The 13,588-nt window shown below is 38.1% G+C and carries 13 protein-coding genes, 1 tRNA gene and 1 rRNA gene; 3 read left to right on the top strand and 12 right to left on the bottom strand.

The window, feature by feature from the left end; translation table 11 throughout:
* The first annotated feature begins 477 nt into the window (after positions 1-477).
* Positions 478-1,194 carry a hypothetical protein gene (locus ABH968_RS27205; protein WP_370049065.1) on the top strand — a complete coding sequence of 239 codons (717 nt, stop codon included), beginning with the start codon at positions 478-480 and terminating at the stop codon, positions 1,192-1,194.
* Positions 1,195-1,414: 220 nt separating this feature from the next.
* Here the strand turns inward: ABH968_RS27205 and groL are convergent, their stop codons facing one another.
* Positions 1,415-3,046 carry a chaperonin GroEL gene (groL, locus tag ABH968_RS27200; RefSeq protein ID WP_370049064.1) on the bottom strand — a complete coding sequence of 544 codons (1,632 nt, stop codon included), beginning with the start codon at positions 3,044-3,046 and terminating at the stop codon, positions 1,415-1,417.
* A 139-nt stretch (positions 3,047-3,185) separates the two neighbouring features.
* A complete protein-coding gene (groES, locus tag ABH968_RS27195) occupies positions 3,186-3,470 on the bottom strand; it encodes a co-chaperone GroES (protein ID WP_049667833.1) in 285 nt (94 codons plus the stop codon).
* A 174-nt stretch (positions 3,471-3,644) separates the two neighbouring features.
* On the opposite strand from groES, the gene ABH968_RS27190 reads away from it, so the two are divergent.
* Complete coding sequence (locus ABH968_RS27190) at positions 3,645-4,409, top strand: CPBP family intramembrane glutamic endopeptidase (protein WP_370049062.1); 765 nt, start codon at positions 3,645-3,647, stop codon at positions 4,407-4,409.
* 104 nt (positions 4,410-4,513) lie between these two features.
* Here the strand turns inward: ABH968_RS27190 and tatC are convergent, their stop codons facing one another.
* From tatC to ABH968_RS27175, 3 genes are all read right to left on the bottom strand, one after another.
* Entirely contained in the window at positions 4,514-5,335 is an 822-nt protein-coding gene (tatC, locus tag ABH968_RS27185) for a twin-arginine translocase subunit TatC (protein WP_370049060.1), read from the bottom strand.
* Between the two features lie 17 nt (positions 5,336-5,352).
* On the bottom strand, positions 5,353-5,538 hold the full coding sequence (locus ABH968_RS27180) for a twin-arginine translocase TatA/TatE family subunit (RefSeq protein WP_370049058.1): 186 nt from the start codon (positions 5,536-5,538) through the stop codon (positions 5,353-5,355).
* Between the two features lie 287 nt (positions 5,539-5,825).
* Positions 5,826-6,461 carry a redox-sensing transcriptional repressor Rex gene (locus ABH968_RS27175; protein WP_370049056.1) on the bottom strand — a complete coding sequence of 212 codons (636 nt, stop codon included), beginning with the start codon at positions 6,459-6,461 and terminating at the stop codon, positions 5,826-5,828.
* 225 nt (positions 6,462-6,686) lie between these two features.
* Between ABH968_RS27175 and ABH968_RS27170 the strand changes: the two genes are divergently transcribed.
* Positions 6,687-8,636, top strand: a complete 1,950-nt coding sequence (locus tag ABH968_RS27170; protein ID WP_370049071.1) for an ABC transporter ATP-binding protein — start codon at positions 6,687-6,689, stop codon at positions 8,634-8,636.
* A gap of 605 nt (positions 8,637-9,241) precedes the next feature.
* Here the strand turns inward: ABH968_RS27170 and tsaD are convergent.
* From tsaD to rrf, 7 genes are all read right to left on the bottom strand, one after another.
* Entirely contained in the window at positions 9,242-10,258 is a 1,017-nt protein-coding gene (tsaD, locus tag ABH968_RS27165; protein WP_370049069.1) for a tRNA (adenosine(37)-N6)-threonylcarbamoyltransferase complex transferase subunit TsaD, read from the bottom strand.
* Positions 10,258-10,710, bottom strand: coding sequence for a ribosomal protein S18-alanine N-acetyltransferase (gene rimI / locus ABH968_RS27160; protein WP_370049054.1), 453 nt, complete (start codon positions 10,708-10,710; stop codon positions 10,258-10,260). Before rimI ends, tsaD begins: the two co-directional genes overlap by 1 nt.
* Positions 10,703-11,410, bottom strand: coding sequence for a tRNA (adenosine(37)-N6)-threonylcarbamoyltransferase complex dimerization subunit type 1 TsaB (gene tsaB, locus ABH968_RS27155; RefSeq protein ID WP_370049053.1), 708 nt, complete (start codon positions 11,408-11,410; stop codon positions 10,703-10,705). Before tsaB ends, rimI begins: the two co-directional genes overlap by 8 nt.
* Entirely contained in the window at positions 11,407-11,856 is a 450-nt protein-coding gene (gene tsaE, locus ABH968_RS27150; protein WP_370049067.1) for a tRNA (adenosine(37)-N6)-threonylcarbamoyltransferase complex ATPase subunit type 1 TsaE, read from the bottom strand. Before tsaE ends, tsaB begins: the two co-directional genes overlap by 4 nt.
* Before the next feature lie 436 nt (positions 11,857-12,292).
* A complete protein-coding gene (locus ABH968_RS27145; RefSeq protein ID WP_370049051.1) occupies positions 12,293-12,628 on the bottom strand; it encodes a hypothetical protein in 336 nt (111 codons plus the stop codon).
* 449 nt (positions 12,629-13,077) lie between these two features.
* Positions 13,078-13,153: transfer RNA gene (locus ABH968_RS27140), tRNA-Asp, on the bottom strand.
* A 343-nt stretch (positions 13,154-13,496) separates the two neighbouring features.
* Positions 13,497-13,588 (bottom strand): 5S ribosomal RNA (gene rrf / locus ABH968_RS27135); the annotation flags it as partial.

The raw sequence follows: 13,588 nt of genomic DNA, 5'->3' as shown, positions 1-13,588 counted from the left end.
CATATCCACCACGTCCTCCGCAGCCATATCCGCCACAACCATATCCACCACGTCCTCCGCAGCCATATCCGCCACAGCCATATCCACCACGTCCTCCGCAGCCATATCCGCCACAACCATATCCACCACGTCCTCCGCAGCCATATCCGCCACAGCCATATCCACCACGTCCTATGCCATTTCCAGGCGGGCAATCTCCTGGCTTACCAGGCCTACCAGGTTTACCAGGATTCCCTGGATTAAACCTACCGGGAATGTAGATTTGTCACCTGACATATTTGGAAGTTCAAAATAAAAGACTGTAGCACCAAGGCTATCTAGAAGTTCAAACATGAACTAGTGGATAGCCTTGTTATTGTTTATTAGAAACTATTATTGACTGATAAAAAACTAAGGAAGTGGAAACATGTCTATAAAATTTTCAGCAATACTACATATTCCCTCATTTAATGAGCACAGTATATAGAGAGGTAAATAATGTGTAGCGTAAAAAAAATAACTTTATGTATGATTAGCCTAATATTAATTAATTTGAGCATTGTATCTTCTTTCGATGCAAAAGAATCAAATAAAGTTAATGGACTTAGAGCACAAATAAAAGGCTTAGAGAATCGTTTGGAAAGCCTTGAGTCGATAAAACCCAAAACAATTCCTGATTCTCCTTTTCCAGAATTATCTCCCCCATCAAAATTTGTTACACTTTCACAGGTGATAGAGAATGGTACAACTATTCCTTATGAGGTTATCGTCAATAATCCTGGTTATAAGAGACCCGCTTATGAAGAATATTGGCATAGCTCAATCGGTCGGTGGAGCTATGTTCCAACTAGAATTCATTATGATCTGCATCGACTATTTACGAATTACGATGTTGCTCTTTCTGAATGGTACGACTTTGAACAGAATATGGGATTCACGATTCCAATGTTTCAAAATAAAGCTGATTTAGATTTATATATTGTCGCGTTCCAATCTGATATTACAGCAGTTTATACGTTGGGGAATCAGGTGGTCGTTGTTGGAAATCCAAGAAGAACCGGTGTTCAAGTGATTACTATAAAAACAAGCGCTATACATCCCACAAATACCGAAGAATCTTTACTTGTGCAATTATCAACTCAAGGAGGAGAAGAAATGGATTATGCTCTTATCTCTAATATTTCTCCTGATTTTAGGTTGAAGCAAAAAGAATAACTCTAAAGCTCTTTTTCGGAGTTTTATTAGCAGGTTTGTTATCTTTATCAGCGGTTGTTGGGATTTTATCAGCGATTTTGCTATTTTTATCAGCGATTGTCGGAGGTTTATCAGCGATTGTCCATATTCTATCAGCGATTCACTGAAAAATATTCGCTAAAGCATAAAAAAATCACTCCTCAAATTTGAGAAGTGATTTTTATTTGGTTAGAGCCGTAGATTACATCATGCCGCCCATGCCGCCCATACCAGACATATCTGGCATTGCTGGAGCTGCTTCTGGAATGTCTGCTACAACTGCTTCTGTTGTTAAGAATAGAGCTGCGACAGATGCTGCGTTTTGTAGAGCTGAGCGAGTTACTTTCGCTGGGTCTACTACGCCCGCTTCCATCATGTTTACCCATTCGCCTGTTGCAGCGTTGAAGCCTACACCGATTTCTTCGCGTTTTAGGCGATCTACGATAATTGAGCCTTCAAGACCAGCGTTGTTCGCGATTTGACGAACTGGCTCTTCTAAAGCACGTAGAACAATTTTCACACCAGTTGCTACGTCGCCTTCTTCTGTATCTGCAACTTTTTCAACTGCTGCATATACGTTAAGAAGTGCCGTACCACCACCTGATACGATGCCTTCTTCAACTGCTGCACGAGTTGAGTTAAGAGCATCTTCAATGCGTAGTTTGCGTTCTTTTAGTTCTGTTTCTGTTGCAGCACCAACTTTGATGACTGCTACACCACCTGCTAATTTTGCAAGGCGTTCTTGTAATTTTTCTTTATCGAATTCTGAAGTTGTTTCAGCAAGCTGAGCACGGATTTGACCAATACGGCCTTCGATTGCATCTGCACCGCCAACACCTTCTACGATTGTTGTATTGTCTTTTGTCACAACAACTTTCGCAGCGCGACCAAGTGATGTAATATCAGCTGATTTAAGGTCTAAGCCTAATTCTTCTGTAATTACTTGACCACCTGATAAAATTGCGATATCTTCAAGCATTGCTTTACGACGGTCACCAAATCCTGGAGCTTTAACCGCTACAGCATTGAATGTACCACGAAGTTTGTTCACTACAAGTGTTGCAAGAGCTTCACCTTCAACATCTTCAGCAATGATTAATAGTGGACGACCTTGTTGTACCACTTGTTCTAATAATGGTAATACTTCTTGGATGTTTGTAATTTTTTTATCAGTAATTAAAATGTATGGGTTATCTAATACCGCTTCCATTTTATCTGTATCTGTTACCATGTAGTGTGATGCATAACCACGGTCGAATTGCATACCTTCAACTACATCAAGCTCAGTTGTGAAGCCTTTAGATTCTTCAATTGTAATAACACCATCGTTACCCACACGTTCCATTGCTTCTGCAATTAATTGCCCTACTTCATCATCAGCAGCAGAGATTGCCGCAACCTGTGCGATTTCCTCTTTGTTGCTTACTGGGCGAGAAATAGCGTGTAATTCTGTAAGGGCTGCTGCAACTGCTTTGTCGATCCCTTTACGAATACCTACAGGGTTTGCACCAGCTGTTACATTTTTCAAGCCTTCACGAATAATTGCTTGCGCTAATACTGTTGCAGTTGTTGTACCGTCACCAGCGATTTCGTTTGTTTTAGAAGCAACTTCTGCTACTAATTTTGCCCCCATGTTTTCGTATGGGTTTTCTAGCTCGATTTCTTTTGCAATTGTTACACCATCATTTGTAATAAGTGGTGAACCGAATTTTTTTTCTAAAACTACGTTACGACCTTTAGGCCCTAAAGTAATTTTTACTGCGTTTGCTAATTTATCTACACCTTGTAGCATTAATGAACGCGCGTCTTCTGAGAATTTAATATCTTTTGCCATTTGAATTTACCCTCCTGAAATGGAATATTCGTTAAGCTTCATCAATATATTTATAGAAATTTCGCCATACTGTCATTGCCATCTATCTATTTGTTTATCTATGACAATCACTAAAGGTATTTACTTTAAAAGTATTAACTTATTCAATAATTGCAAGAATATCGCTTTCGCGTAAAATTAGGTATTCATTACCTTCATATTTAACTTCTGTACCAGAGTATTTAGAGAAAATAATGCGGTCGTCAACTTTTACGTCAAGCTCTACACGTTGTCCGTTCTCTAAAATACGACCCGTCCCAACTGCTACAACTTTACCTTCTTGCGGTTTTTCTTTTGCAGAGTCTGGCAGTACAATACCGAATGCAGATTTTTCTTCTACTTCGATTAGTTCGATTACAATACGATCTCCTAGTGGTCTTAACAAGTGAAACAACCTCCTATTAATTAAGTATATGTTTGAAAGTTTATTAGCACTCTATATAGTCGAGTGCTAACACAATTATTATGATAATCAATCACACTTTTTTTTGCAAGTCAGAACTTCGAAAAATTTTGTTTTCTTTCCATATTCCTCTACAATAGAAAGGTAGCATAATGAATGGAAAGGATTTTGACTGTGAACAATTCTCAAAAAATAAATAAACATAAAAAAACAGCCCTTTATGTTTTACTGATCTATATCCTCATGCAAATATCAGGTAAATGGCTGGCACAACCGTTTCACAAACTTGTTATGAGTACCACCGGTTTACCTAGTGAGCAAGCCGCTCCGCTTACGCAAGGCTGGTATATCGCACTTAGCTTTGCCATTGCGTTAATTCTAAGCTTAATTCTAACATCCCGCGATAAAGCATTTTGGGATATTTATCAAGGTAAGAAAGAAACGATACCACTGTCAATTATGTGGGGAATTATTGGTTTCTTCTTAGTTTTCATTGGCCAAATGATTGGCGCAGCTATCGAAATGGCTATATTCGGTATCCAAGGTGGATCGCAAAATACAGCTGATATTGTTGGAATTGCAAAAGGCGCTCCTATTGCGATATTAGCGATTGTCGTTTTTGGACCAATATTAGAAGAGTTCGTCTTCCGCCGTGTTATTTTTGGATCGCTTGTCCAAACAACTAATTTCTGGGTAGCCGGTATAGTAAGCGCCATTTTCTTTGCACTTATTCATTTCGACTTCTCTCATATCTTGCTTTATACAATTTGTGGATTGATTTTTGCCTTCTTATATCACAAAACAAAACGCATTTGGACATCTATTATCGCCCATGTCATGCTGAACGGTTTTGTGACACTTGTACAATTGTATGCAGAACCATTGCAAAAGTTTCTTGAACAACTAGAAAAAATGCAATAAAAATGAGTGAGAGTTTTCTCTCCACTGATTTCTAATTGAACTATTAAATTTATAAATAACGACGAAAAAGCTCGATGCTACTAATTAGCATCGAGCTTCTATTATTATTGATTCAATTCTTCGATTTGACGTCTCTGCTGTTCCAGCGCCTCTTCAATCTGGCGTTTTTGCTCAGCCTCTTGTTCTTCTTTCATCCGCATTTCCTCTGATTTCAAATATTTTTTATAGCCAATACGAGAAATCATAATGCTAATTTCATAAAGAACAAACAACGGCACTGAAACCATTAAGTGCGAAGCTAATTCAGGCGGTGCGATTAAAGCAGCACATACAAATAAACCAAAGTATGAGTACTTACGAATACGAATTAGTAACTCAGGAGATAAAATCCCAATACGCGAAAAGAACAGGACTACAATCGGTAATTGGAAAAGGAAACCAAACGGAATTGTAAGCTTAAATAAAAACGTAAAATATTCATGTATGCCAATCGTTTGCTGAATTTCCAATTCATTTGATAAATTCATCATAAACTTTATGACATAAGGGAATAGTAAAAAATATGAAAAGGACAACCCTGCTAAAAATAATAAAAATGAATACGGTATATAGCTTAAAGTTGCTTTTCGTTCTACGTCCCTTAATCCTGGACTAATAAAAGCCCACAATTGGTACATCAATACCGGCGAAGATAGAATAAATGCTATTAAAAAAACGACTTGGATATAAATTGCAAGTGGTGTTACTACATCAAACGCATGAAGTGTTATATTGTAAGACTCTCCAGTAATTTGAAGGTATTTAACAAGCGGCTTCGCAACAAAAAAGCCGCCAGCCATAGCGAGAACAAAGAAAACGGCAACAATAAAAAGCCGTTTTCTTAATTCTTCTATATGCTCAATAACAGTTAGATCTTTTGGATTCATCCTCAAACATCCTAACTTTACTTATCTAGTTCTTTCTTTTTCTTATCATCATCATCTTCGTCGACTAATCCTTTAGTAGCATTTTTGAATTCACGTAATGTTGAACCAAATGCTTTACCAAGCTCCGGTAACTTCTTAGGACCGAAAATTAGTAATGCGACAATTCCGATAATAATGAGGCTCATAGGACCAATACCACCCATTAAAGCCACCTCCTCTTTATATCCATCATTTTAACGCATATTTCGCCATTTAGCTAACTAATTATATGTGAAAGTTTTTCGTCATTCTCGCATTTTACTTCATACTTATTTTACAGAAACTGTGAGAGCTATACTATCAATTATGCCTCGGCATAATTGCGTCCGGAATCGGCTTTGTGCTTGCACAAAGAACTCCTTTCCGATTTCCGTGACATCCGCCGGAGGCTTTAACTTCTTTCAGCGGGTGTTTCGACACCCGCTGAAAGAAGTTAAATTATGTACAATTATCACTCTTCCTGATTACGAATTAAATAAATGAGCGCCTGCAATTCTACCGACAAATCAATTGTTAAAAGTTGCATTTTGTCTGGTACAGTAATACGCTCTGGCGTAAAGTTCAAAATTCCTTTTGCGTTCATCGCTGCTAATCTATCTGCCATTTTCTGTGCAGAGCGTGGTGAAACTGTTAAAATTGCAAGCTCCGCTCCATATTCTGCATACTTTTCTTCCAATAAGTCAGGGTGAAAAACAGGAATATTGCTAATCATTTTCCCTTCTTTTGGGGCCTTTGAATCAAATGCCACAACGATGTGAGTATTGTGATTTTTTTGAAAATTATATTTTAATAAAGCACTACCTAAATTCCCTACACCAATTAACGCTACTTTTGTCGCTTCATGTTGATCGAGCGTTTGACTAAAAAATTCCAAGAGATGCTGCACATCATAGCCATATCCCTTTTTCCCAAGAGCACCAAAATAAGAAAAATCACGGCGAATAGTTGCAGAATCAATTTTCATCGCTTCACTCAGTTCCTTCGACGAAATGCGTTCCATGCCTTCTTGTGCAAAGTTTTGAATAAAACGATAGTAAAGAGGAAGTCTTTTCGTAGTGGCTTGTGGAATTTTTAATTCTTGTTTCAAACTTTTTTCCTCCTTAAAATGTATCAAATTCTATTTATGATACTTGCTTAAATTTCTAAGTTTATAATATTCACTGGAGGATTTCCCTTTAGTTAATGGCGCTTTTACGCCACTAACTAAAGGGAAATCGTTTCAATCTTACATGACAGCTTGGAATAAGTAAAGCATCGACATTGCAAGCCAATCGCTCATCCATTACACTAAGGAAGAATTGAGGTGTCAAGAATGATTGTTTTACAGGTCAATCAACTATATAAATCCTTCCTTGCAGATGAAATTTTAAGTGGCGTAAAATTAGAGGTTCAACATCGTGACCGCGTTGCATTAGTAGGTCGTAACGGTGCTGGTAAGTCTACTTTACTTAAAATAATTGCTGGTCAAATGTCATATGACTCTGGCGATATTATTATCCCTAAAGGTATACAAATTGGATATTTGGAGCAGCATGCTGGATTAAACTCAACATTGTCGATTTGGGATGAAATGATGACAATTTTTGAGCCGCTTATTGCCCAAGAACAAACACTCCGATCATTAGAACAACAAATGGCCGACCCAGCTGTTTATGAAAATCCTACTTTATATGCAAAAATAATGTCTGAATACGATCATTTGCAGCATAATTTTAAGGATGCGGGTGGCTATCAATTTGAATCTGATACACGTTCTGTGCTTCATGGCATGCAGTTTTATCCTGAGGATTACGAAAAGCCAATTAGCTCACTATCAGGGGGACAACGAACTCGGTTAGCTCTTGCTAAGCTTCTGTTAAGTAAACCTGACCTATTAATACTCGATGAACCTACTAACCATTTAGATATTGAAACTCTCTCATGGTTGGAATCATATTTAAAAGGCTACGAAGGGGCTATTCTAATTGTTTCCCATGACCGCTACTTCTTAGACCAGGTTGTTTCCATTGTCTACGAAGTCTCTCGTCATCGCGTCACAAAATATACAGGCAATTATAGTGCCTATTTAGATGAAAAAGCGAAAAATTATGAGCGTGATTTGAAGCTTTATGAACGACAGCAAGATGAGAAGGCCAAGCTTGAAGAATTTGTTCAAAAAAACATAGCTCGTGCTTCTACTACTAAAATGGCACAAAGTCGTCGTAAAATGCTTGAACGAACAGAATGGCTGGAATCCCCTGAGGGTGATGAAAAGTCAGCAAGCTTCGGTTTTACAATTGAACGTCAAAGTGGTAACGATGTATTATCTATTGATGATTTAGCTATAGGTTATAGTGATAAGAAAATATCAAGCGGCGTCACATTACGCACTTTCCGAGAAGACCGCATTGCACTTGTTGGACCAAATGGTGTTGGTAAATCAACTTTATTAAAAACCATCGTCAAAGATTTGCCACCACTCTCCGGAGAGATTCGCTATGGTACAAATGTTCAAATTGGTTATTATGATCAAGAGCAAGCAAAGCTATCGAGCAATAAAAGTGTTCTAAAAGAGCTATGGGATGAATGGTCTTTAATGAATGAAAAAGATATTCGCTCGGTACTAGGCCGTTTCTTATTCAGTGGAGAAGATGTAGATAAAATCGTGTCGTCTTTATCTGGTGGAGAAAAGGCTAGACTTGCATTAGCTAAGTTAATGATGCAAAAGGCCAATCTCTTAATTCTCGATGAGCCTACCAATCACTTAGACTTAGATAGTAAAGAGATACTGGAAAACGCACTGATCGATTATCCTGGAACGCTCTTATTTGTATCGCATGACCGATATTTCATCAATCGAATTACTACTAAAGTAATCGAACTATCTGGCGATGGTTCCTTTGAGTATTTAGGGGACTATGATTATTATCTTGAGAAGAAACAAGAGCTATTAGAAATTGCTCAAATGAAGGCTGCCGCTCAACCACAAGTACAAGCTGATGTACCTGAGAAGATCTCTACCTCTAAAATTGATAAAGAGGCTAAAAAACGAGAGCGCCAAATTAGACGCGCGCTTGAAGAACTAGAGGGGAAAATGCAGCACGTAAATCTTGAAATAGCTCGCTTAGAAGAAGCTCTTTGCGATCCTGAGATTTTTACAGACCACGAAAAAATTACACAGCTTCAAGAGGAATTATCAACTGCTAAGGAACAGTATGAGTTATTCGAAATGGAATGGCTTGAGCTAAGTGAAGAACTTGAAAATATTATACATCCCTCTTGAGGTGGGATAAAACTTGTAAAGCCATGTGCCTTGTCGCATGGCTTTTTACTTTACTCGCCTTGATTTTTCATATATATTGGTCAAGTGCTATTTTTCGACAAAAAATGCCCACAACTTTATACACACTATAAATCTAGTAATGCCAACATATCAACAGACTTTTCCACATTGTCCACAATTCAAAAATATTTTATTCACATCATTTTGTACAAAATAGGCTACTATATATTGAATAATCACAAGTTATGCACAAGTTATCAACATTTTGTGCATAAGTACGGATGTTCGCTGTTTTATTTCTATCTTACCTGTGGATAATTTTCTGAAAAATTTGTCAACTAATCGGATTCAAATTTTCTTATATACACTGTTTTCTCAACAATTTTTTTACAAAAGCAAAAAGAGGTATTTTAGAATCAAATCTAAAACACCTCTTTTTCTATAATCAATTATGCCTCAGCATAATTGCGTCCGAAATCGGCTTTGTGCTTAGGCCTGCACGAGGGACGACACGATGTCGGTCATTTCGGTAATGCCACAGGACGTGGCGTTCTTAGACTGAGTTCCTCTATTTCAGCGGGTGTTTGGACACCCGCTGAAAGAAGTTAAACCCAGGATTTTAACTCCATTCCAGGGCGACCGTTCATTGATAAATTGCCTCGAATACCTGCTTCAAACATAGGCGTTGCTGCTGCCCCTATCATAGCGGCATTATCTGTACACAGCTTTAATGGCGGCACGAAAAATGGTATGTCTTCTTCAGCAAATATCGTCTCAAGTGATGTACGTAAGCCCTTATTAGCCGCTACACCCCCAGCTGCAATAACCTGTTTCACTTTATATTCGCGAGCTGCCCGTAATGTTTTTGCTGTTAACACTTCCACTACGCTATCCTGAAACCCTTTGGCAACGGCAGTTGGACAAATTTCTTCACCACGTTGATCCATGTTATGTTTATAATTAATAACCGCTGATTTCAAGCCGCTAAAACTAAAATCATAAGAATCTTCTTCTAACCACACTCTTGGGAATGATACAGCCTCATCTCCCTCATATGCTAATTTATCAATTCGTGGACCACCTGGATACGGTAAGCCTAAAACACGCGCCACCTTATCATAAGCTTCACCTGCTGCATCATCTCTCGTCTCACCGATGACTTCAAAAGAGCCATGTTCTTTCATATAAACTAGCTCTGTATGGCCACCTGATACAACAAGTGCTAACAATGGGAATTCCATTGGCTGCACGAGCGCATTAGCATATATATGTCCAGCTATATGGTGTACACCTATAATCGGTAAATTATTGGCAAATGCAAAGGCCTTCGCTGCATTAATTCCAATTAATAATGCACCTACAAGACCAGGGCCCTCCGTAACTGCCACAGCATCTAAATCAGCCGGCTTCATATTTGCCTGTGCTAAGGCTTCTTCTATGACCACTGTAATTTGCTCAACATGATGACGAGATGCAATTTCAGGGACAACCCCACCAAATCGTTTATGACTTTCTATTTGAGATGCAACCACATTTGAAACAATTTCAGAGCCATTTCGAATAATCGCTGCTGCTGTTTCATCACAGCTCGATTCTATTGCTAATATCATTCGATCTTCCATCATAAATTCACCCACATGACAAGGGCATCCTCCCCGTTATCTGTATAATAGCCTTTACGTATGCCACCATCTTGGAAATCAAGCTTTCGATAAAGATTTTGAGCAACTGTATTTGTTACTCGTACCTCTAAACTCATGACTTCCATACTACGCTCTCTAGCAATACGCATTGCCTCTCGCATTAAACCTTCACCAATTCCACGACCTCGAGCAGCCTCTATAACGGCTACGTTCGTAATTTGCGCCGCGTCTATAACCATCCACATTCCACAAAAACCGATTATGCTATTATATTCATCTATAGCTAGCACATAATGTGCATACTGATTTTCATGCACTTCATAATAAAAAGAATCTAACGACCATGGTGTAGGAAATGTAGCAAGCTCAATTTCATATACTACTGGAACATCATCAGATACCATTTTACGATATGTTACATTACTACTCATGTGCCTTCTCCTTTTGTTCCTTCAGCCAATTCGCCTCCGCCTCTGCAATACGTTTGTATTGCGGGACAAAATGATGAACTGCATCCACACTTGGTAGTTCCACTTTCGTCGCTAATCGAACCGTTTCACTTGCTCGTGGTAAATCATTACTAATCGGTGAGCGTTGCGCATAATCACCTAGCATTTCTACGATTTTATGCCAAAAAATATCTACATCTACTCCAACAAATAAAACTGGTGCCTCTAAAGTCTGTAAACGTTCTAACAAGCCATCAATATGATCGTGGTAGTCATCCATAATCACTTCAAGCTCACAACCTTTATATACAGCCGTATAGACATTACCTCTTCGCGCATCAAAAATAGGACAAATAAACCCATCATATAGTGCTGCATTTGCGGCCAATGTCTTTAAGCTAGATATTCCAACTAAAGGCTTTTTCAATGTCCATGCTAATGTTTTAGCAAGCGTCACACCTATTCGTACACCGGTATAAGAACCAGGTCCTTCTGATACAGCAATCGCATCCAACTCACTTGGCTTTATGCCTGCCTTTGCTAGCACTTCTTCAATGGCTGGCATAGCACCTGCTGAATGCGTTAATTTTATATTTTGTACAATCTCTGCGATCACTTTTCCATCCCTTATTACAGCTATAGAAAGTGGTGCATTCGCTGTTTCAATCCCTAACCAAATCATCTCATTAGCTCCTCACATAATGCCTCATATCGCTTTCCAAGAGGTATTAATACAAATCGTCGTTGATTTTCTCCGATTCGATAAATTTCTATTCCAAGACGCTCCTGCGGTAAATCCTGTTCAATCAAATGAGCCCATTCAACAACTGATACCGCATCACCATAAAATAGTTCGTCCCATCCAAGATCCTCATCACTTTCTGCTAAGCGATAAACATCTAAATGATTAAATGGTAAACGCCCCTCATATTGCTTTACAATCGTAAATGTCGGGCTATTGACCGTTCTCTTCACGCCAAGTCCCTTCGCTAATGCTTTCGTAAATGTCGTCTTACCAGCGCCCAAATCACCCTCTAATGTAATTGTATCCTGGGCTTCTAGTAAGCTTGCTAGCTTCAACGCAAAATGCTCAGTATCATCAAGTGAATTCATTATTTTTTCATACATCATCTCTTTTTCCTCTCTTAGCTCCATTACTTCTAGTTTACCGAAACAAGCGTAAATGTTCAAAACATCCAATGGATTTCAAAAAAACAATTACACCTTGGCGTAATTGTTGCAGCTTGTCGACAAAAAATATAAATTACTGTGAATCTAATAAACAAAAGTATTTTCACTCTAAGCTGATGCTCATCATGGGGTGAGTCCTAAAACTGAAACTACATTAAAGCTATGATAAAAAGATATGATAAAGGTTAATACAAGGCAGACCTTGCCATATAACTTCTAGAGAAAATTGAGATAGTTTCAACGTCACTTCCATACAGCTTATGCAAAATAGCATTCGTCATTAGCCTGAAAACAATTATGCCTGGGCTAAATTATCGCTGACGATACTAAACTATGTGCTAAATAAAATAAAACACGCTTATAAAAAACGTGCTTATTTTTTATGCTCCTTTACCTCACTAACCTTTTTATCAACCAATTTATCATCTTTAAATCGTACTATATAGGTTTTTGTCATAAGTATTTCATCATTCCAGTGGTATTGATCTTTTTTTATCATGGCCCCTGCTCCCCCTGCAATTTTTACTACTTCCATATATGACATGCCTTCTTTTAATTTTTCAAATTCGGCTTCATTCATATTTTTTTGCCAATGGTACGCATTGGACTCCTCTATGTCTAAAATAGGATCACCACATCCTGCTAGTATTACAGCAGCACCTATAAGCAAACTTATATTAAGACGTTTTATGTAGAAATAATTTCTCATGCTAACACCTCCAAATTCCTTTACACGAGAGGGATCGATAAAAATTAGTCGCCCTCATTAACAGGCAGTAAGTTTCCTGTATCGAAAGCGAAGCGTCAGGTGCAAGACTCTAACCTCAAAATCAACGAAAGCAAAGAAAGTTAAACGGGTGATTAATCACTCGTAAAACCTGATTATCAGTCTTCATGTTACTGCTCTACTTGTTTCCTCAAGCAGTCTGGTAACTACCTGCAAGCCTTCTCAGTTTGTTGACACATACAGCTTAAGGCCTTTGCTAACGAGTTTTTCGATATGAGTGTTGGGGCATTAACTTTAATCTAAAAATCTATGGATACCCCAACAAATATTATAGAACCAATTTTATCGATATCCACTAATTTCCTTATATTAACAATAAAAAAAGTTCTTATGATTTAAAAGCATCATAAGAACTATATTATCGTTTATAATGGCGGTCCCGACCGGGATCGAACCGGCGATCTCCTGCGTGACAGGCAGGCATGTTAACCGCTACACCACGGGACCTCTTTAAGACATTTATAAATATATCATAGAAAAATGATACATGCAATATTTTTTTATGGTTTTTTTATATTTTTTCATTTTTATATTCTCTATGTAAATTATTAGATTTTATAAACTATCTTTGGAAGTGTTCAGTGTTAGGTTTGGAGATATTGGGTTCATCAATTTTTAATCCTCAAGAAGTAGTCTTGAAAACACTAAATTTTTGGATAGAGTACAGTAATAAGCACACAGAAAAAGAGCAACTACAATAACTAGTGTTTTGTAGTTGCCCTTTACATTGCTTTGTCCATAATAATTACTTTAATAAAAAACAGCCAGCACTCAGCTGACTGTCTACATTGCCTAGCGACGTCCTACTCTCACAGGGGGAAGCCCCCAACTACCATCGGCGCTAAAGAGCTTAACTTCCGTGTTCGGTATGGGAACGGGTGT

The organism is Lysinibacillus sp. RC79, assembly GCF_041262405.1.
Taxonomy (GTDB): Bacteria; Bacillota; Bacilli; order Bacillales_A; family Planococcaceae; genus Lysinibacillus.
Note: the sequence above shows the minus strand (reverse complement) of the source record. Positions and strands in the feature narration are given on the sequence as shown.